This window comes from Rugosimonospora africana (assembly GCF_016862975.1).
In the GTDB taxonomy this organism is placed as follows: domain Bacteria; phylum Actinomycetota; class Actinomycetes; order Mycobacteriales; family Micromonosporaceae; genus Rugosimonospora; species Rugosimonospora africana.
The window spans coordinates 1-19,297 of record NZ_BONZ01000130.1; the positions used below are offsets into that span (position 1 = coordinate 1).

Annotated in this window: 19 protein-coding genes; 12 read left to right on the plus strand and 7 right to left on the minus strand. The window is 66.9% G+C overall.

The genetic code is table 11. The features are described from left to right. Window positions 1–766 precede the first annotated feature (766 nt). Window positions 767–2,011: a DUF932 domain-containing protein gene (locus Raf01_RS47540; RefSeq protein ID WP_275413223.1), complete on the minus strand. Its 1,245-nt coding sequence runs from the start codon at window positions 2,009–2,011 to the stop codon at window positions 767–769. Between the two features lie 42 nt (window positions 2,012–2,053). Here Raf01_RS47540 and Raf01_RS50380 point away from each other — a divergent pair, with 42 nt between their 5' ends. From Raf01_RS50380 to Raf01_RS47550, 3 genes are all read left to right on the plus strand, one after another. Further along, window positions 2,054–2,305: a hypothetical protein gene (locus tag Raf01_RS50380; RefSeq protein ID WP_239134560.1), complete on the plus strand. Its 252-nt coding sequence runs from the start codon at window positions 2,054–2,056 to the stop codon at window positions 2,303–2,305. A gap of 256 nt (window positions 2,306–2,561) precedes the next feature. Beyond that, window positions 2,562–3,344 carry a class I SAM-dependent methyltransferase gene (locus Raf01_RS47545; protein ID WP_275413224.1) on the plus strand — a complete coding sequence of 261 codons (783 nt, stop codon included), beginning with the start codon at window positions 2,562–2,564 and terminating at the stop codon, window positions 3,342–3,344. Between the two features lie 117 nt (window positions 3,345–3,461). After that, window positions 3,462–4,340, plus strand: coding sequence for a hypothetical protein (locus Raf01_RS47550; protein WP_203924791.1), 879 nt, complete (start codon window positions 3,462–3,464; stop codon window positions 4,338–4,340). Between the two features lie 7 nt (window positions 4,341–4,347). On the opposite strand, the gene Raf01_RS47555 is transcribed toward Raf01_RS47550, so the two are convergent. Next, window positions 4,348–5,259 carry a helix-turn-helix transcriptional regulator gene (locus tag Raf01_RS47555; RefSeq protein ID WP_203924792.1) on the minus strand — a complete coding sequence of 304 codons (912 nt, stop codon included), beginning with the start codon at window positions 5,257–5,259 and terminating at the stop codon, window positions 4,348–4,350. Window positions 5,260–5,483: 224 nt separating this feature from the next. Here Raf01_RS47555 and Raf01_RS47560 point away from each other — a divergent pair, with 224 nt between their 5' ends. Together Raf01_RS47560 and Raf01_RS47565 are read left to right on the plus strand one after the other, a co-directional pair. Further along, window positions 5,484–6,461, plus strand: coding sequence for an aldo/keto reductase (locus Raf01_RS47560; protein WP_203924793.1), 978 nt, complete (start codon window positions 5,484–5,486; stop codon window positions 6,459–6,461). A gap of 63 nt (window positions 6,462–6,524) precedes the next feature. Beyond that, entirely contained in the window at window positions 6,525–7,508 is a 984-nt protein-coding gene (locus tag Raf01_RS47565) for an aldo/keto reductase (RefSeq protein WP_203924794.1), read from the plus strand. An 823-nt stretch (window positions 7,509–8,331) separates the two neighbouring features. Here the strand turns inward: Raf01_RS47565 and Raf01_RS47570 are convergent. After that, window positions 8,332–8,739 (minus strand): winged helix-turn-helix transcriptional regulator, encoded by a 408-nt coding sequence (locus Raf01_RS47570; protein WP_239134562.1) that lies wholly within the window; start codon window positions 8,737–8,739, stop codon window positions 8,332–8,334. Window positions 8,740–8,829: 90 nt separating this feature from the next. On the opposite strand from Raf01_RS47570, the gene Raf01_RS47575 reads away from it, so the two are divergent. Then, window positions 8,830–9,120, plus strand: coding sequence for an alkaline phosphatase family protein (locus tag Raf01_RS47575; protein ID WP_203924795.1), 291 nt, complete (start codon window positions 8,830–8,832; stop codon window positions 9,118–9,120). 54 nt (window positions 9,121–9,174) lie between these two features. Here Raf01_RS47575 and Raf01_RS47580 read toward each other — a convergent pair whose 3' ends face one another. Further along, on the minus strand, window positions 9,175–10,815 hold the full coding sequence (locus Raf01_RS47580; protein WP_203924796.1) for an alkaline phosphatase family protein: 1,641 nt from the start codon (window positions 10,813–10,815) through the stop codon (window positions 9,175–9,177). Window positions 10,816–11,240: 425 nt separating this feature from the next. Here Raf01_RS47580 and Raf01_RS47585 point away from each other — a divergent pair, with 425 nt between their 5' ends. The 6 genes from Raf01_RS47585 to Raf01_RS47610 all read left to right on the plus strand — a co-directional run bounded on the left by Raf01_RS47585 (window position 11,241) and on the right by Raf01_RS47610 (window position 16,945). Then, a complete protein-coding gene (locus Raf01_RS47585) occupies window positions 11,241–12,269 on the plus strand; it encodes a DMT family transporter (protein WP_203924797.1) in 1,029 nt (342 codons plus the stop codon). 296 nt (window positions 12,270–12,565) lie between these two features. Further along, complete coding sequence (locus tag Raf01_RS47590; protein ID WP_203924798.1) at window positions 12,566–13,510, plus strand: ABC transporter ATP-binding protein; 945 nt, start codon at window positions 12,566–12,568, stop codon at window positions 13,508–13,510. Window position 13,511: 1 nt separating this feature from the next. Beyond that, window positions 13,512–14,357, plus strand: coding sequence for an ABC transporter permease (locus Raf01_RS47595; protein WP_239134563.1), 846 nt, complete (start codon window positions 13,512–13,514; stop codon window positions 14,355–14,357). A gap of 62 nt (window positions 14,358–14,419) precedes the next feature. After that, a complete protein-coding gene (locus Raf01_RS47600; protein WP_203924800.1) occupies window positions 14,420–15,583 on the plus strand; it encodes a sensor histidine kinase in 1,164 nt (387 codons plus the stop codon). A 20-nt stretch (window positions 15,584–15,603) separates the two neighbouring features. Then, window positions 15,604–16,239: a response regulator gene (locus Raf01_RS47605; protein ID WP_275413222.1), complete on the plus strand. Its 636-nt coding sequence runs from the start codon at window positions 15,604–15,606 to the stop codon at window positions 16,237–16,239. Window positions 16,240–16,336: 97 nt separating this feature from the next. Next, window positions 16,337–16,945: a DedA family protein gene (locus Raf01_RS47610; protein ID WP_203924802.1), complete on the plus strand. Its 609-nt coding sequence runs from the start codon at window positions 16,337–16,339 to the stop codon at window positions 16,943–16,945. A 139-nt stretch (window positions 16,946–17,084) separates the two neighbouring features. Here Raf01_RS47610 and Raf01_RS47615 read toward each other — a convergent pair whose 3' ends face one another. The 3 genes from Raf01_RS47615 to Raf01_RS47625 all read right to left on the minus strand — a co-directional run. Beyond that, window positions 17,085–17,489 (minus strand): BlaI/MecI/CopY family transcriptional regulator, encoded by a 405-nt coding sequence (locus tag Raf01_RS47615; RefSeq protein ID WP_203924803.1) that lies wholly within the window; start codon window positions 17,487–17,489, stop codon window positions 17,085–17,087. Between the two features lie 329 nt (window positions 17,490–17,818). Beyond that, a complete protein-coding gene (locus Raf01_RS47620; protein ID WP_203924804.1) occupies window positions 17,819–18,685 on the minus strand; it encodes an ABC-2 transporter permease family protein in 867 nt (288 codons plus the stop codon). Beyond that, on the minus strand, window positions 18,682–19,297 hold a 616-nt coding region (locus Raf01_RS47625; RefSeq protein ID WP_203924805.1), incomplete at its 5' end, for a DUF8746 domain-containing protein. The genes Raf01_RS47625 and Raf01_RS47620, both read right to left, overlap by 4 nt.

Genomic DNA, 19,297 nt, shown 5'->3' on the forward strand with positions numbered 1-19,297 from the left:
GTATGGCTCGAGAACAATGATTACGCGATCGGCGGCTCCCCGGGCAGTAAGTGCGGTTACAACAAGAACTAGATGCCAGGGCGCTGGGCCAAAGGCTCAGACTTATGGCTTGAGGTCCGCCAGATGAAACGCCGAACCGCGCCGGCCTTATCGTTTGACCGTATGCCGTCGACGACGTCAGACAGGATGGCCCCGCCAGGTTTGGCTCGGTGCGGTTCGGCCGAGCGGAACCACCATGCTCTGCTGGCGCGGGCGAGGACCGGCGTTTACGACGAGGTGGCATTCCCGGTTGCGCTGTGCGGTGAGCGGCGCGAGCCGTAGCCCGGACATGACAACGCCACGCCCGCCGGTAGCAACCGCCCTAGCGAGGCGCGGCCCGCTTCGCTGTGCTCGGTCCGGCCCTTCACGACCGCACACCGGACGCAATCTCGTCAGCGCCGGGCGGCGCCGAGAAGGCCGCGCTGACCAGCATTGCTTGGCATGTGCCTAGCACGAACCGTACGAGCCACACCGACGTGGCGCCATCGCTGCTGTGCCCGTGGCCGACACTCCACGGGCACAGCAGTGGACGTGCCCGAAACCAACCACCTGGGCCACCCGCGCCTGGTCCAAGCCGCCACTCATCGCGGGTCTTTCTCGACGGCCGAGACGCCCGGCCCCGTGGTGTGATCGTCATCCAGGTCAGGGATCGAGGCCGCCGGTGACAAGGTCGGTGAGGATGGTCTTCGCGACCCGCAGCACCGTCGCTGCGCACGCCTGAACCAAATCAAGGTCCCCGTTGGCCCAACCCAGCACGTAGGCGTCGCTGTAGGCGGCGGTGTTCAGTCCGAGCGCAGCGCGGACGACGTGGGCGACGCTTTCGGCCTCGGTCTCGCATCGGCCACGGTGCAGGTCCTCGCCCACCCGGGTGCTGGTCAGGTGTTCGCAGCGGATGTGCGCCAGCTCTTTTCCGCACCACCTGAGTAGGTCTGTTGGCCAGGATGGTGGTCGTCGGGAGATCAAGGGCTGGGGCACGGCCGTATCGCCCTGGCGACTGTAAACGTTCGCATGTCTCTCCTTCGCGACGGACCAGGGTGAGCAGGCGCCGGTGGGCGCGGCTCTTGAGGTCGTCGTTGCTGCCTTCCGGGACGGCGGTGGCGCGAGCGGCCAGGTTGTTGCCGCGAAGCGACCCGGTCGGACGGAGAACCTGCTTCCAGTCGGCGTACTCGGTGAGGGCTCGTTCGGCGGCGTAGGCCGTGTTTCCTAGCTGCGCGGCGTTGGTGGTGTAGAGGTTGACCCGTTCGTCGGTCCGTCGCCGATGGCTGTTTTTGGTGCGGGTGGACGCGTCGTCAGCCGGTGGCTGCCACAGGTCGTCGATGACGCGGCGGTACTTAGCCAGCACCAGATCGGTGCGGGCCAGGGCCTCTTCCTCGGCGGCGAACCGGTCGAAGTATGTGGCTGAGAGGCCGAGCGTGCGGCGGGCTTCCTCGATCCGGTCGCGGGCATTGCGGGTGTGCCGCACGCCCCAGCGGGTGACGGCGTCGCGGAGTGCGAACCGTTCGGTGTTGCGGCATACCGGCCGCCATGGGGTGACGACCACGTGGAACAGGCTGGAGCCGTCGTGGCTGTTGAGTGCCACGATGAACGGGATGATCTGATCAGCCACGCCGGCCGTGTCGATGGTGACGGTCTTGGGCAGGCGCATGCAGATGAACACTCGCCGCCCGTCGCGGACCGCGCCGGCGGACTCCCAGATCACGTCGTGGCGGTCGACGAGGTCCTGCAGGAACGTGAACGCGTCGCGGTTCTGCAGCACCTCGTACTTGCTGCCGACGACGCCGAGTCCGGCGCCGGTGTCCTGGCGCACCGTAACGAAGGTCTCCGCCAGCACCCGGTTCGGGCCGTCGAGGTTGTTGCGGAACTCGACCGGTCGGCGGGTCACGTCGAAGTCGATGCCGCCGAGCTTGAGGACGTCCTCGACGTCGCTGGTGCCGCCGGGCACGACGTTGCCGAGCTGGTGCCAGGCGGGCACGCTGCTGTAGAGGGCGACTTGGCCGCGGCTGGTGTCCAGGCCGTGCTGCGGCAGAATCTGTCCATTCTGTTGCTGGATCAGGACTTCGCCGTTGTCCCAGCTGCCGGGGTCGTTGACCCGGAACCGACCGTTGCCGAGGAGGATGAGCTTGCCGTTGGCGACGCGGGTATCGAAGTCAGCCTGCCTGGCGGCAGCGGCTTGGATCTGGTCGGCGCGTTCGACGGCGAACGCCGCGTTGACGTCGCCTGGCTGTGCGGTGCTGGGCATGGGGTGGTGTACCTTCCGGGTATGTAGACCCGGGCGCCCTGACGGCGTCCCGGGTGTGGTGCAGAACCGGAACGCCGTTGGGCGTGGCGTGCTATGGGGAGACCGGCTGTGGCGGCGCCCGATCGTGGCGACGCCGGTAGAACTGGCACGTTATTGCGAATTTCCGGTAACGATCGGCAGGCGGGCGAGCGGCTGTCCCCTGCCGTGCCTGGCATCGAGAATCGGGTGCCTGCCGTAGGAGCTGCGCTCGTACTCTCTGGTGGTGAGCGATAGTAATGACTACGTGAGGTTGCGAGAGACCTTCAACGAGGACGCCGCACGGTATGACCGTGCCCGCCCCCGATACCCAGTGCAGATGTTTGATGATCTCGCTGCGGCCGGGGTAGCACCTGGGGCAAGAGTGCTGGAGATCGGCTGTGGCACCGGGCAGGCGACCGTGCCGTTGGCCGAGCGGGGCTACCGCATCGTGGCTGTCGAGTTGGGCACGGACATGGCGGCTGTGGCTCGGCGAAATCTTGCCGCGTTCGACGCGGTGGAGGTCGTTACGGCGGCGTTCGAGGAGTGGCCCTTGCGCGGTGAACCGTTCGACGTGGTGTTCTCCGCTACCGCGTTTCACTGGATCGACCCCGCGGTGCGGGTGTCGAAGTCTGCTGACGCTTTGCGTCTCGGTGGCCTGCTGGCCACCGTCGGAACCCACCACATCGCTGGCGGCACCTGGACCGAGGCATTCTTCGTTGAGATCCAGAAGTGCTACGAGCGCTTCGATCCGTCGACCCCACCGGGCCTGCGTCTTGAGACTGCTCGTGACATCGTCGAAGACGATCGCGAGCTCACCTCGTCGGGGCGATTCGGGCCTGCGAAGTTCTACCGATACGAGTGGGAGCTGCCGTACTCCACAGCTGACTACCTGGATCTGCTGTTGACCTACTCCGGACACCGTGCCTTGCCGGACGTGCAGCGGAGCGCACTGCTGAACTCCATCGCGCGGCTGATCGACGTGGACTACGGGGGTCAAATTGTCAAGCGCTACCTGACGGAGCTGAGGATCGCCCAACGAGTCCGGTGAATCGCTTCGACCAGTGGCGGTTGAACTCAGCAGAGCGCCCGTGCCCCTGCCACCAAACGCACCCGGCACCCCTACCAACTACGCGGACTGCTGTTCTGCGGCATTTGCCACCGCTGCATGCAGGGCAGCTGGAACAACGACAAACCTCACTACCGCTGCGTCTACCCCACCGAATGCGGCCTGGCCAACCACACCCAACACCCCCGCAGCATCTACCTCCGCGAAGAGTCGATCGTGCCCGCCCTCGACCGATGGCTACTGACCGCCTTCTCCCCCACCGCACTCCCCCACACCATCCAGACCCTCGTCGACGCCCAAGACGACCGCCAAGACGACGAGCTCCTCGCCCGCACCGCCGAAGCCAAACGGATCATCGCCGACTGCGACCAACGACTGGCCCGCTACCGCGCCGCCCTGGAAGCCGGCACCGACCCCACCCTCATCGCCCGCTGGACCTCCGAAGTCAACGCCACCCGCGCCGCCGCCCAGACGCAAATGCGCACGGCGAGCGAAGGTACGACGCGCATGACAGCTGAGGAGATCGGCGGACTCATCGCCGCACTCGGCAACATCATCGCGATCCTCAGCGACGCCGACCCCGCCGACAAGGCCAAGATCTACAGCGGCATTGGCCTGCGACTGACCTACCAGCCTGGCCAGAATAAAGTGATCGCCGAGGCCAAGCCTTCAGCGATCATGTACGAAGGTTCGTGTCCGAGGCCGGATCGATACCGTGACCCCACCGGTGCCCGTGCACGACAGCGAGATCGTGTTTGGCGCCTGAGGAGGATGGGGTTCGTGTCCGAGGGGCTACACGAACCAATGCCCAACGGCCGACAGTTCTGTCAACATGGCTGCCCGCAGGCCCACGGTAGCGATACCCCTCGCATGGCCGTCGCCGTCGCATCCTCGCCCGGTTCCGAGGCCGACCGCAGCACCGCCAACAGCGACAACAGCTCGCGTCGTCAACGCTCCCGGGCGGCCGTGCTCGCGTAGCCCCGGTTCAGGTTTGTTCCCGTGTCGGCTCCGACGTCGCCGCCGATGCGAGTGGGGCTGGTGGAGGTGCGGTCAGGTCGAGCAGGAGTAGGGCGTCGTGGTCGGGGGTGCCGGGCTCGGCGACGTACACGCCGAGACGCTGGCCTGGAGTGTCCTCCAGGTGCATGGACTGGGCGGCGAGGGTGACGGTGCCGACGTTGGGGTGGTGGAAGGTCTTGTGCGGAGGTTTGCGGCCGGTGACGTCGTAGCGTTCCCAGAGCTTGGCGAAGTCGGGGCTCTTGAGGAGCAGTTCGCCGACGAGGTTGGTCAGGTCGGGGGCGTCGGGCGCGATGCCGGCGACAGCGCGGAGCCGGGAGACGCAGGCGCGGACCTGGTTTTCCCAGTCGGGGAACAGCGTGTGAGCGGTGGGGTGGAGGAAGAGGTAGCGGGCGAGGTTGCGCTGCGTGGCGGGCCAGTCGTCTAGACCCGCGTACAGAGCGAGGCCGCCGGGGTTCCAGGCGAGCAGGTCCATGCTGCGGCTGATGACGTAGGCCGGGTACGGGCGTATCGAGCCCAGCAGCAGCTTCAGGTGGGGGCGCACGGTTCGGCTGGGGGCGGGCGGCGGCTCGGGCGCGTAGCGGGCGGCCCGGGCGGCCAGGTCCCGCAGATGGTGGTGCTCCTGCTCGTCCAGGTGCAGGGCGCGGGCGAGGGCATCGAGTACGGCGGGGCTGGGGCGGGTCTCCTTGCCGCGTTCCAGCCGTATGTAGTAGTCGATGCTCATCCCGGCCAGGGTGGCCAACTCCTCCCGGCGCAGCCCCGGGGTGCGGCGCAGGCCGGTGCCGACGGTGAGGCCGACCTGCTGCGGGCTGGTCTGGGTGCGGCGGGCGCGGAGGAACCGGCCCAGCTCCATGCCGCTGGCGGGGGTGAGCTCTGCTGCCATGGCTCCAGTGTCACACCGTCCCCGGTTAGCCTGGCGGAACCGTGGGGGGCCCTGCCATTACCCCCGAACGGCTCGGCCTGCCACTGAGGTCCAGGGAGGTCGAAGATGGAATCACGGCCGCCTCAGAACCCACAACCACGGCCCACGGGTGCGCGGCACCGAGAAGAGCAAGCGGCTGAGCACAAATCGGCGACAGTGATCGCAAATAGGGATGGAGTGGCATAGTGCGGCATGTAATGCTGGGCAATCTGGATGTTTCCCGTGTCGGTCTGGGTGCGATGGGGATGTCCCACGGTTACACCGGTGCTGGGACCGACGAGGCCGAGTCGGTCCGTACCATCCGCCGGGCGCTGGAGCTGGGGGTCACTTTCGTCGACACGGCGGAGGTCTACGGCCCGTACACGAACGAGGTGCTGGTAGGTCAGGCGTTGAAGGGCCGCCGCGCGGAGGTGGTGCTGGCGACGAAGTTCGGGATGATTTCCCACACTGGCCGTGCCCCGGGTCAGCTCGACAGCAGCCCAGCGAACATCCGTACCGCGGTCGAGGGCTCCCTCAAGCGGCTGGGCACCGACTACATCGACCTGTACTACCAGCACCGGGTTGATCCGCAGGTGCCGATCGAAGACACCGTCGGCGCCCTAGCCGAACTGGTCGCTGAGGGCAAGATCCGCCACATTGGCCTGTCGGAGGCCGGCCCGGAGACCATCCGCCGCGCCCACGCCGTTCACCCCATCGCTGCTGTCCAGTCGGAGTACTCCCTGTGGACCAGGTACCCGGAGGCACGGGTGCTGCCCGTGCTGCGGGAGCTGAACATCGGCTTCGTGCCCTTCTCGCCGCTGGGTCGCGGCTTCCTCACTGGGAAGATCCGCTCCACCGGTGAGTTCGGCGACACCGACTGGCGGCGGAACAACCCTCGCTTCACCGGCGAGAACTTCCAGCACAATCTGCGCCTCGCCGATGAGGTCGAAGCCGTCGCTGACCAGGCCGGTGCCACTGCCGCTCAGGTCGCCCTGGCTTGGCTGCTCGCCCAAGGCGACGACATCGCTCCGATCCCGGGTACCAAGCGCGTGTCCCGCGTCGAGGAGAACACCGCCGCCGACGGCGTGGAACTGACATCCGCGCAGATCGAGCAGCTGAACAAACTCACCCCCGCATTGGGCGACACTCACGATGAGGCCGGTATGCGCCTCCTGGAACGCTGACCAGCGCCCGCACCCACCCACGACGAGCCCGAAGGCCCGTCATGTTGAGATAAGGACACACACGTGCAGTACACGCGCCTTGGAACGTCTGGATTGAAGGTCAGCCGCATCGCCCTGGGCTGCATGAGCTTCGGCGACCCGGCCAAGCGCATGCCGTGGGTACTCGACGATGACGAGGCCGAGCCGATCTTCCGCCAGGCCGTCGACCTGGGCATCACATTCTGGGACACCGCGAACATCTACGGCCTGGGCACGTCGGAGGAGATCGTCGGACGGGCTCTGAAGAAGTACGTCCGACGCGACGACATCGTGCTGGCCACCAAGCTGTTCCAGCCGATGCACCAAGGCCCCGGCGGATCGGGCCTGTCCCGCAAGGCGGTCATGGAGCAGATCGATGCCTCCCTCAGCCGGCTGGACACCGACTACGTCGACCTGTACCAGATCCACCGCTTCGACCCGCAGACACCGGTCGAGGAGACGATGGAAGCCCTGCACGACGTAGTCAAGGCCGGCAAGGCCCGCTACATCGGGGCCTCCTCGATGTGGGCGTGGCAGTTCGCCACCATGCAGCACACCGCGCAGACGGCCGGGTGGACCCGGTTCGTGTCCATGCAGGACCAATACAACCTGATCCACCGCGAGGAAGAGCGAGAAATGTTCGGCCTGCTCGCTGCCCAGGGGGTGGGGAGCGTCCCGTGGAGCCCTCTGGCGGCGGGGTGGGTCGCGCGTCCTTGGGGGACGCAGTCATCCACGCGCCGTGGGGAGGGCTATCCGGTCGTCGACCCCAAGGGCCGGCCGCTGTTCCTCGACAGCGACAAGGCCATCGTCGAAACCGTGCAGAAGATCGCTGAAGCCCGCGGCGTGCCCATGGCGCAGGTCGCCATGGCCTGGGTCCTCAAGAACCCCGTCGTCTCGGCGCCGATCGTGGGCGCCACCAAGCCCCACCACCTAGCCGACGCCGCCGCAGCCCTCGACATCCAACTCGCCGACGAGGAAATCCGTTCCCTGGAAGAGCCCTACGTGCCCCGCATGCCCACGTGGTTCTGACGGACCTCCACCGCCGGGGCCCGGCCCCGGCGGTTCCAACAGAAGAAGCCCCCATGCGCCGACCGTGCCCACCATCGCCAGGCATGCGCATGCTGGAGCGTTGACTCCAGCCCCAGGCGGTGACCACACCCTCTCAACAGGAACAGGCGAACGTCTTCGCCGCCCTGTTTCTCAAGCCCCCTGCTCACGTGACCGGCCACACTGCCGGACGCCATTGATCGACTAAAGTGCTTGACAACGGCATGCAGTGTCAAGCCTGGGATTCGGCGTCCACCAAGTGCCGTTCGAACAGGTCGTCGCCACGCCGCGAGCCGGTCACCCGAGCACCGACCATGACGCCATGGTCAACGCCGGTAGAGCGTTGGGGTTCGAGTCGTGGCGGAGGTCAACACCTCCGAATGGTGCTTGACCTGGAGTGTTGGAGTTTGGTGTGTGTCGGGGGCGACACGAGCCATTGCCCAACGGCCGACGGTTCTGTCGACATGGCTGCCCGCAGGCCCGCACGGAGGATACCCCTTGCACGGCCGTCGCCGTTGCAGCCTCGCGTGCTTCGGGCCGACTCCAACGCCGCCAGCAACGACGACGGCTCGGGCACTCGATGCTTTCGGGCACGCGGCATCGGGCAGCCGTCGAACATTCAACGGTACCGCCCTGCCGAGCGGCCAGCCTCGATCCGGCACCAGCAACGGCGCCGCCGGCAACCCCCGGGCCACGACCAGCACCCCCTGGTCGACAGCGTGCTCGTTCACGTCACGCTGGGCAGCCCAGTTTTCCCGCCTCCGGGGCGAGCGGACAGCGGCAGAAGAGTGCGCTCGCCTGAGTATTACGGCCGGTAGGGTGCCGCTCCTGGCTGTGATGGGGTGCTGTGCTCGGTGGCCCAGGCGCAGATCGCGGCGAGGGGCTCTTGCAGCGTCTTACCGAGGGCGGCCAGCGCGTACTCGACGCGCTGCGGTGGGGTGTCCTTGAGTACCCGCCGCCCCACGAGCCCGTCGTGCCCCATGTCACGTAGTGTCGCGGTCAGGACCTTCTGCGTGATACCCGCGACCCGGCGACGCAGCTCGGCGTGCCGCTGGGGACCGGCCAGCAGTGCGTAGATGAGCAGAACCCGCCACTTGGAGGCGAGCCGCTCCAGCGCCTGCCGCGTCGTACAGCTCTCCTCGAGCACGTCCGGGATCACCAGCGACATGAGCACCGGCAGGCAGCGTCCGACACGATACCGGTTCGGTGTCATCGGAGGCTTCGGCCGCACATCGACTAGCTGGGTGGAGCGCAAGGTCGATCTGCGCCGGATGCTCGAGGAGAGCGGTACCTGTGCGACGACATGCACGACTGTTCGATCACGACCGGTGACCGCTGGCTCGCCGACCATCTCAGTGGATACGCGACCTGGGCGCAGACGCATCACAGTCTGCTGATCGTCACGTTCGACGAGGACGACTCCGCCGGTCCGAACCTGATCCCGACGATCATCACGGGGCAGGGCGTGGCCGCGGCACGGGCCAACGATCGTATTGATCATTACACGGTGCTGCGCACTATCGAGGCGTGCTTCGGGCTTGCCCCGCTCGGTGTCGCCGCCGCGCGGACACCACTGGCACAGATCTGCCGGTAGATGGCGTGAGGCCGACCGGTGTCGCCGGCCGGCCCCACGTCGAGAGCATGCAAATCATCCGACGGTCGGCAGCACCAGGGTGTGCTCGGTCCGGACCGCCTGCAGTTCGTTCGGGTCGAGGCCGAGCAGATGCAGGATCGTTGGCGCGATCTGCGTCGTCGCCACCGGCTGGTCCACCGTTCGGGATCTGTTGAAGCCTGTACCGGAGATCAGGATTGGCACGTCGCGGTCGGTGTCGGCATCCCCACCGTGTTCGGCGATCTTGCTGGTACCGGCGGTGTAGACCACGCCCTTCTGCGCGATACCGATCAGATCGGGTACCCGTGAATCGGTGACCGGTACGCCGATCATGGCGGCGGCCTGCGCGCCGGCGCGGATCGTGGCCAGACCGGCCGAGATGAACGGCTTCGGCTTGCCGTTGATGTCGTTGCCGTTGCCGGAGTACCCGGCCAGGAAGGACTTGGCGAACCCGGTCGCGGTGGGGGACCGATCGGACAGCCACATCAGCATGCCGTCGTCGTCGATGCTGAATGACACGAGGGTGCCGCTGTGCCCGGCGTTGTTCCACGCTTTGTTGAGGGCGTCGATGATCGGGCCGTCCGGTATGCGGGTGAGCTGCGCCGGTACCGTCGGGGACTGGCCGTGTTTCGCCGAAACGATGATGTCCGTGTCGTCCCACAGGCCGTGCTTCTTCAACTCGGCGATGAACCGGCCGATCTGCTGGTCCACGAACGACAGCGCGTCGGCCAGCACGGGTCCGGGAGTCACCCCGTCGGCGAGGTAGCCGCCGGGCTGGCCATCGGAGGTGGGCAGCTTCTGCCCGGTGGAGACGGACTGGAAGTTCATCCCGAAGATGGCCGGGGTGCCGAGCTTGACCGACCGGGAGTGGTCGTACCCGTCGATCTGGTTGAGCACTGCCTGCGCCTTGTACCCGTCGTACTGCTGCGTCAGGCTGTTGGCCTGGGTCCAGTCGTCGCCCGCGGCGTCGGCCCGGCTGTTGATCTCAGGGGTGAACAGGTCCTGGATGCCGTTGCCCGAGGGTCCCTGAAGAAGATCGTAGGCCGGGTGCTTGTCCGACCACGCGGTGACCAGATTGTGCGCGCGGGCCACCTCGAAGACGGTGTTCACCTTGAGGTACTGGTGGGGGTACAGCGGCTGGCATGTTTTCGGGTCGACCGGCAGTTGGGCGGAGTCGATGACCTGTTCCGGGGAGCCGGTCATCGACAGGATCGAGCCGGGCAGGCCAGTCAAACCCTGGCCCGCGTCGATGGAGTTGAGGTTCTTGTCGAGTTGTTCGAAGTAGGTCACCTCGGTGCCCGGCTTTGCGGTCGCGCAGTTCGTGGTACCCGCCGGCAGCAACGCCCGGTTGTAGCTGTCGTCGTAGTAGATTCCCGTCGTCTTCGGGCTGCCGCCGGTGACCTGGGCAACCATTCCTGGGAACGAGTCGGACGGGAATGTGGTCTTCGCGTTGGAGTAGTCGATGCCGTTGTCGGCCAATCGCGCCAACGCTGATCCCGGATGGTGCGAGATCCACCAGGCCAGATCCTGCTGATGCAGACCGTCGACCGACAGCAGCAGAACGTGATTCACGTGGCGCTGGCGGCCGCCGTCGTCCGCGCTAGCTGGTACGGCGGTCGCGAGCATCGCGGCGGCGGCCAGTGCGCCGATCGCTACACGCGTGGATCTGAGAGGCATGCGGTTCCCCTACAAGCTGTCGGGTTGGATGGACGCCCGCATCACAACGCGTGGAGGTGGCGTTGAGCCGTCGGGAATGTAAACGGCGCGTTGCGTGTGGCTACGCCGCGCCGAACAGCCCGGCGCAGACCGCGACCGCAGCGGTCATCGCCGCACCGGTACGCCGCCTCGGGGCGCTGGCACCCGGCGCCTGACCGGCGGGACCGGCATCGACGAAGCGGGCCGGTGGCGCCATCGGAGAGCTTGGCCGGACTCACGCTCCTACAAGTTGTAGTAGTAGCATCGACTACGAGTTTGGTAGTAGTTCCATCGAGAGGCGCGTGGCCGATGTCGTCGTTCAACAAGTTTGTTCTGTTTGTACGGCCCGCACGCCCGCATCTCGATAACCGCGAGGCGGATCCTTCGACCCGGATCGGCTCCCCGGAATGATCGCGTGGGCGGTGCTCGCGGCGCTGCTCAGCGCCGCCTGTTATGCGTTCGGGGCAGCGGTGCAGCAGGGCGTGGCCGCCCGAGCCGACGAGGCGGTGGCCGGTGCCGGACTGGTCTGGCATTTGACGACTCGACCCGGATGGATCGCTGGCATGGGCGCCATGATCGCCGGAGCATGCCTGCACGTCGTCGCCCTGAGCTGGGGGCCGTTACCGCTGATACAGCCGCTGGGGGTAGCCAGCCTGCTGTTCGCCCTTCCCCTTGGGACTGCCTTCAATGGGCGTCCGATCCACGCCTGGCACAAGATCGGTGCCGGCCTGGTGGCGGCCGGCCTGATCGCGCTGCTCGCCATCCTGCGCGCGGGCCCTGGCCATCCCACGCTGTCCACCGCCGGCACCGTGGAACTCGTCGCGACGACGTCGGCCGCTGTGGCCGGCTGCCTGGGCATCGCCCGGAACGCCGGACGCTACCGACCGGTGGCGCTGGCCACCGCCGCTGGAATCTGTTTCGGCGCCACGTCTGCTCTGGTCCGTGTCGTTGGCAACCAGATCCTCAATTCCGGGCCCGGCGCCCTGGTCAGCTGGCCGACTGCCGCGATCGTGGTGTTCGCCCCTCTCGGGTTCGTGATCGTCCAATACGCGTACCGTGCCGGCCACCTATCGGTGGTTCTTGCCACGGTGACAGTTGTCGACCCGCTCGCGGGGGTGGTCTTCGCTGCCCTTCTGCTCGGGGACGCGGTGCACGCTGGTCCCCTCGGTACCGCCGCAGCCGTTCTCGCAGCACTGGCCATTGCCGCCGGCGTCGTCGCGTTGACCCGGCCGGAGGTGGCTCCCGCCGTCCAGCACGCCCGACCATCCACTCCCCCGAATTCGTCTGAGACCGCAACATTCGGCCGGCCGCCGCGGCGGATGAGTCAGATCATTGACGGCGACCCGGATGTTCGCGGGCTTATGTCGCCCGGATCATCACGGCGGGCCTCGCGGCTGCTCACTGGTGATCGGCAGGGAGACAGTCGGGCGGGCTGACCTTGCTCGGTCCGGACCTTTCTCGGCGTGCTCGGCAGGAAAGGCTGCGCTCCGTCGCTCGGGCTGCCATCCGACCTCCGAGCGCTAACCGGGGCGGGCACGCATGGCTACGGTCCACCAGAACCACGGCTCAATATTCCGGACTCCGGTACGTGCGAGTACGCCCCGCAGTAGGTACGCGACATCCGCATGGGGGAAATCCCCCACCGGACGCTGGGCGTCAGCCGGCTGCCGCTGACCCGCGCTTATCCCTAGCGTGAACTGCTGATGCAGACGCTACCCAAGGAGAAGTGCCAATGATCGAGGCTCGCGGTCTCACGAAGCGCTACGGCGCCACCGCCGCGGTCGACGACCTCAGCTTCACGATCCGCCCCGGCATGGTGACGGGCTTCCTCGGACCGAACGGTGCCGGGAAGACCACCACCATGCGGATGATCCTGGGCTTGGACTACCCCACGGCGGGGATGGTGACCGTCAACGGCAAACCGTATGCAAAGCTGGCCAGCCCGATGCGCGAAGTCGGCGCACTGCTGGATGCCAGAGCCGTGCACGGCGGTCGCAGCGCCCGTAACCACTTGCTCTGCCTGGCGCGAACCAACCACATTTCCCGCCGCAGGGTCGATGCTGTACTCGATCTCGTCGGCCTGGCCAACGTGGCGGGCAAGCGGTCCCGAGGGTTCTCGCTGGGCATGAGCCAGCGACTCGGCATCGCCGCGGCGCTGCTCGGCGACCCGGAGATCCTGATCTTCGATGAACCCGTCAACGGGCTGGATCCCGAAGGAATCGTGTGGATCCGTACCCTGATGAGATCGCTGGCCGCCGAGGGGCGCACGGTGTTCGTGTCCAGCCATCTGATATCGGAGATGGAGAACACTGCCGACCATTTGATCGTGGTCGGACGTGGCAGGCTGCTGGCCGATAGCGGCATGGCCGAATTCATCGCCGGCAGCTCCGGCCAGGTGGTTCTGGCGCGGACGCCGCAGCCGGATGCCCTAGGCAGAGCGCTCAACGCCGCGGGAGCGACGACCAGCACCGGCGAGCCAGGCATCGTGCAGGTGCGCGGCCTCACCGAGGACGTGGTGGCAGATATCGCATTCGCGAACGGTATTCGCCTCAACCATCTCGCGCCGGCAAGGGTTTCGCTCGAACAGGCATTCATGGAGTTGACCGCTGACAGCGTGGATTACCACGGGCAGTCACCGGTGGACACGCAGCCGGCTCACAACGGATCGGAGGCCTGACTTGACGACGACAATCGGTCGGGTTCGGCCAGACACACAACCAACCGCACGTCTGCGGACCGACATCCTAGGCACGCTCGCCTCGGAGTTCGTCAAGATCCGTTCCGTTCGGGCGACATACTGGACGCTGATCATCCTGATCGTGGCTAGCATCGGCTCCGGCGCCACGTACTGCGCAGTGGAGGCGCATCAATGGCCGCACCTCACCCCGCAGGATCATGCGAACTTCGACCCAACACAGGCCAGCGTGCTCGGGGTCGCGCTGCTCGGTCAGTTCGTCATCGCGGTCCTCGGCGCACAGACGATCACGGCCGAATATTCGACAGGGATGATGCGTACCTCGCTGACCGTGATGCCGCGACGCACAGTGCTCTACGGCGCGAAGGCAGCCGTGCTCGCCGCGGTCACTCTGATCGTGGCGCTCAGCACGAGCTTCGCCTCATTCGTTCTGGGCCAGGCCCTTCTGGCCGGTAGGCACGCGGGTGCGACGCTGTCCCAGCCGCATGTACTGCGCAGTGTGATCGTCACCGCCGGGTACGTGGCGGTGTGCGGTGTAGCCGCATTCGGTCTTGGCGCGATCCTCCGGCACACGGCCGCGGCCGTCGCCGCGGTGTTCGTGCTGTTCGAACTCATCCAGCGGCTCGCGGAGGCCCTGCCGCACAACTTGTATACCTCTATGGAGAAATGGCTACCGGGCGGCGCAACTGTCGGCGCTATCACCGCCACCACGCCCGACTCTCAGAACCCTCAGTTGTTTTCCGCATGGGGCGAACTCGCGGTGCTCGGCGCATACGCCGTGATCCTGGTTGTCGTCGGGGCGGTGCTGTTCCGTCGCCGGGATGCCTGAGCGCGGTATCGGGGCCGACCTGGTAGGCGACCGTGACCCGCGGCGTTAAGTACGCTTGGCACGTGCCTCACGTGCTGGCCTGGCTAGGTGACCACGCCAGAGCGGCGGACTGGGCGCTGGCGGTGTTGTTGGCCGCGTTCAGTGTGAACCAGAGCCCCGCCGGTATCGTGCTGAGCGCGGCGCTGGCTGCCACCGTCGTGGCTCGCCGGCAGCACCCCGCCGTGGCCTTCGCCGCGGCCGCGACGCTGGAGGCCGCCAAGATCGCCCTTGATCTGCGGCCAGGCATCACCGATCTGGCGCTGATGGTGTTGTTGTACACGTTGGCCGCCAACCGACCGCGGCGGATCTCAGTCGCCGGCCTGGCGGTCAGCCTACTCGCGTCCGCCGTCACGGTTGTCCGACCGGCCGCGGAATACGGAAGCCCGCTGTTCGCCACAGTCATCGGCGTCGGTGGTCTGGCGGTGACCGCCTGGGTTCTAGGCGACTCGATGGCTTACCGGCGTGCCTACTACGCGGCATTGGAAGAACGCGCGGCCCAGTTGGAAGCCGAACGCGATGCGCAGGCGCGCATCGCTACGGCGGCCGAACGAGCCCGCGCCTTGCAAGATAGCCGGGCCCGGGCGGTCGACGAGTCAGCCGCCCGGCTCCGCCGGATCGAGCGCGACCTGCATGACGGGGCGCAGGTCCGTCTCACCGCGTTGGCCATGACTCTCGGAGAGATCAGGGAATGTCTTGACATCGCCGACCGCGATTCCGATCCCGTCCGGATGCTCGTGGAAACGGCTCATCAGACCGCCAAAGACACGCTCGCGGAGCTGCGCGACCTCGCCCGAGGCATCCACCCGCCGGTACTCGACCGCGGCCTCGACGCGGCGCTGTCCGCACTGGCGGAAACCAGCTCGGTTCCAGTCGTGTTGCAGGTCAACAGCGCCCCGGAGCGGCCCTCACCCGCGATCGAGGCCATCACCTACTTCTGCGCGGCGGAACTGCTCGCCAACGTCGCCAAGCACAGTGCGGCGACCCGCGCCGCGATCAGCGTCTGGGCGCAGGACGGCCAGCTTGTCATGACGATAACTGACAACGGGATCGGTGAGGCCCACCTCGTCCCGGGCGGTGGACTCGCCGGGCTGCTGCACCGTGTGCAGACCGTCGACGGGCGACTGAGCATCGACAGCCCGGCTGGTGGATCCACCATCATCACGATCGAACTGCCATGGCACGCCTGACTCCGCGACCGCTTCGTGTCGTGATTGCAGAGGACGCCGCGATCATGCGGGATGGCCTCGCCCAGATCCTCATCCGTCGCGGTCTGGACGTTGTGGCCGTTGTGGCTGACGCCGCCGCCCTTCGGTGTGCAGTCGATGAGTTACTGCCCGACGTGGCCATCATCGACGTTCGTATGCCGCCCACTCACACCGATGAGGGTCTACGCGCCGCCCAGTCGATCCACCGCGACCATCCCCAGGTCGGCGTCCTTGTCTTCTCTCAGTACATCGAGACCCGCTCCGCGGCGGAACTCCTCTCTGGGGCGCCGGCCGGCGTGGGTTACCTGCTCAAAGATCGCGTCGCCGACGTCAGCGATTTCATCGACGCGGTCATCAGCGTCGCCCGGGGCGGTACCGTGCTCGACCCTGAGGTGGTCCGCCATCTGTTCGCCGCCAGTCACCGAGCTAACGCCCTGGCCACACTCACGCCGCGTGAGCACGAGGTCCTGGCACTCATCGCCCAGGGCCGCTCCAACGCGGCCATCGCGAGCATGTTGGCCATCTCAGCCGGGGTTGTGGAAAAGCATGTCGCCAGTGTTCTCGCCAAACTCGGGCTCGCCCCCTCGGACAACGACAACCGCCGCGTCATCGCCGCCATCAAGTACCTCGAGTCCTAGACCACACGAATACCCTGACGCCCGCGCTGAGCCCGTGGGACCAAGCCGGGTCGATGAGCCGCGCCCGCACATCTACTACAGCATGTAGTGTTGCGCTGTGCAGCATTTCATTGTCACCTTCGGGTACCTCGCGGTGTTCATCTTGATGCTCGCCGAGTCGGCGTGTATCCCGATCCCGTCCGAGGTAACCATGCTGTTCGCTGGCGCCCTCGCGGCCGGCGCGATTCCCGACGGCCGTCTGAACATCGTGTTGGTGATCCTGGCCGGCACCCTCGGCAACGTGGCTGGCAGCTACCTCGCCTGGGCGATCGGCCGGTACGCCGGCCAGGCCGCCCTGCATCGTTGGGGCCGGCGCCTCTGGCTGCGCGACGAAGATATCGCCAAGGCTCACCGGTGGTTCACGCGCCACGGCCCGGCCTCGGTATTCTTCGGCCGGTTGTTGCCAGCAATCCGCACCTTCATCTCGTTGCCTGCCGGCTTCGCCGACATGGCGCCTGTGCGCTTCGGTCTGTACACCTTTGCCGGGTGCCTGCCATGGACAGCCGTGCTCGCCCTGGTCGGGTACGCCATCGGCGCGAACTGGCAGAAGGTGGCCGATGGCTTCAAAGGCCCCACCTACATCATCGCCGCGATCGTGGTGCTGGCCTGCGCTGCGGCCGTCACCGTATTCATTCGCCGACGACGCACGTCCAAGGTGGAATCATAGGGCTGCCACGCGCTGCGTCGCCCCACTCCACGCGCTGGGTTAGCCGTATGAACGCGATCCCCTGGCGCCGCACACAACGCCGCCTACTGCCGGTGCCGCATCCACCATGGTCAACCAATCAGGCAACCGCACGTGCGCGTCACTCTTGCGCCGGGGATCCGTCAGTCCCCTCATCCAATGCTGCCCGCAGCGCGCACTCGTCGTCTGGAGACAGTGAGCTGACGAACCGGTGAAGGATCGCGCTTCGATCGCCACTGTGCGCCAAGAGCTTGTGCATCTGGGCGGCGGCCAACTCGACGGGCCCGCGCGTGGGGGCGTAGGCCGCGTGACCGTTCACGGTGGTTCGCGTGACGAGGCCCTTGCCGCGCAGCCGGGACAGCACCGTATAGACGGTGTTATATGCCAACCCGCCACCGAGGATGGCCTGCACGCCTACGGGAGTCAGCGGCTCCGGGTCCGCCCACAATGCCTCCAGGACCGCGGCTTCCAACTGCCCGGAGCGCCGACGATAGACGCCGCCATCGTCGTCGACTCGCTGGCGCACCCGCCTCCACCTCCTCACAGCGGCCAACCAAGGTGAACACTGACCTTAATGAAGCCTAACGACCGAGTGATTGTCCCTGCAATCCGACCGCGTGCGACGGAGGCCACGACACCGCGCCACAAGCCAGGCCGCCCACGTGTCGCTTCGAACTGCACTGGCCACTGCTGCCACCGTTGATGTCCAAGCAGACCTCACAACGTGGGACTGATTCGACGGAATCGACGGTGTTCCGCGGAGCGTGTCTGGCTGTGCAGGCGGGCCGAGACCGCTGGGTCGTGGGCCGTCCTCAGCGGCCGCCGTTGCGCCGGCGACCGCTGAGGCGGTGAGGATTACGCGTCGCGTCTGGTGAACAGGGTCGCAGCCACAGCAAGCACCAGGACCGTCCATCCGGCGAAGACCCCGAGGCCCTGCCACGCCGAGAGTAGGTCACCAGGCTGCGGATGCGGTTGAATGATCAGCAGGCCCGCGTTGGTCGGCATATAAGCATTGATGTGGTGGCCCCAACTGTCCGGCAGCAGCCCGGTCAGGTTCGACACCACCAGGATCAACCCGAGCACTGCGGTGATCGCACCGGCGGTGTGCCGCAGAATGGCGCCGAATCCCAGTGAGAACAAGCCAAGTAGAGCGAGGTAGAGCCCGGCTCCGATCACCGAGCGGGTAACCCCCGCATCGCCGAGGTTGACCACAATGTGCGCGGCGATGACCTGTTTGCCGACGAAGAACGCAGCGAAGCTGAGCGCCTCCCCCACGACGAGCATCAGTGCGGCGAACACCGCGACCTTCGCCGCCAGCACCGTCAACCGGCGCGGCTGCGACTGAAGGGTAGAGCGGATCATCCCGGTGGTGTATTCGGCGGAAATCACCATGACGCCCAGGACGGCGACGACCAGTTGGCTGATGAACACCGGCCGGGCCAGGACGATCTCCAACGGATGAGCCGCGAGATCGGCCCGTTCACCCGGATCGAAACGGTCCCAGCGGTGCATCATCGCCCAGGCGATCAGGGACATGAGGCCGATCGAAATGGCGGCCATCGCCACCAACGACCACATCGTCGAGCGCACCGTGCGCAGCTTCGTCCATTCGCTACTCAGTTCGCCGCGCAGGCCCGCCCGGCCACTCGGCGGAGCCAGTGGCGGGATGCGCAACAGCGACGTCACCCCGTTACCAACCGGCTGCCCCTCAACGCTGCTCATGCCGACACCTCCTGGCTGCCGGGTACGGCTGCGTGGTACTCGACGGTGTCTCTGGTCAGCTCCATGAACGCCTGCTCCAGCGACGCCTGTAGCGGGGACAGCTCGTGCAGCCGCACACCGTTGTCGAAGGCTAGGTCTCCGATGCGGTCCATGGCCAGTTGCGAGATCAGCAGCGCGCCCTCGCCGTCGGGCACCGCCTGCCCACCCGCTCCGGTGACCAGCTCGGCCATCTTCGTCGGCTCGGGTGTGCGGATCCGTACCGCCAGCTCCGAGTTCTGGTCGATGAACTCCTGCACCGTGCAGTCGGCGATCATCCGCCCGCGGCCGATGACCAGCAGGTGATCGGCGGTGTTTTCCATTTCCGACATCAGGTGGCTGGAGACGAAGACCGTACGCCCGTCGGCGGCCAGCGACTTCATCAGATTGCGGATCCACAGGATGCCTTCCGGATCCAATCCATTGACCGGCTCGTCGAACATGAGGATCTTCGGATCGCCCAGCAGTGCCGCGGCAATGCCCAGCCGCTGACCCATGCCGAGCGAGAAGCCTCTCGCCCGTTTGCGCGCCACCTCGGCGAGGCCGACCAGATCCAGGACCTCGCCAACCCGCCGT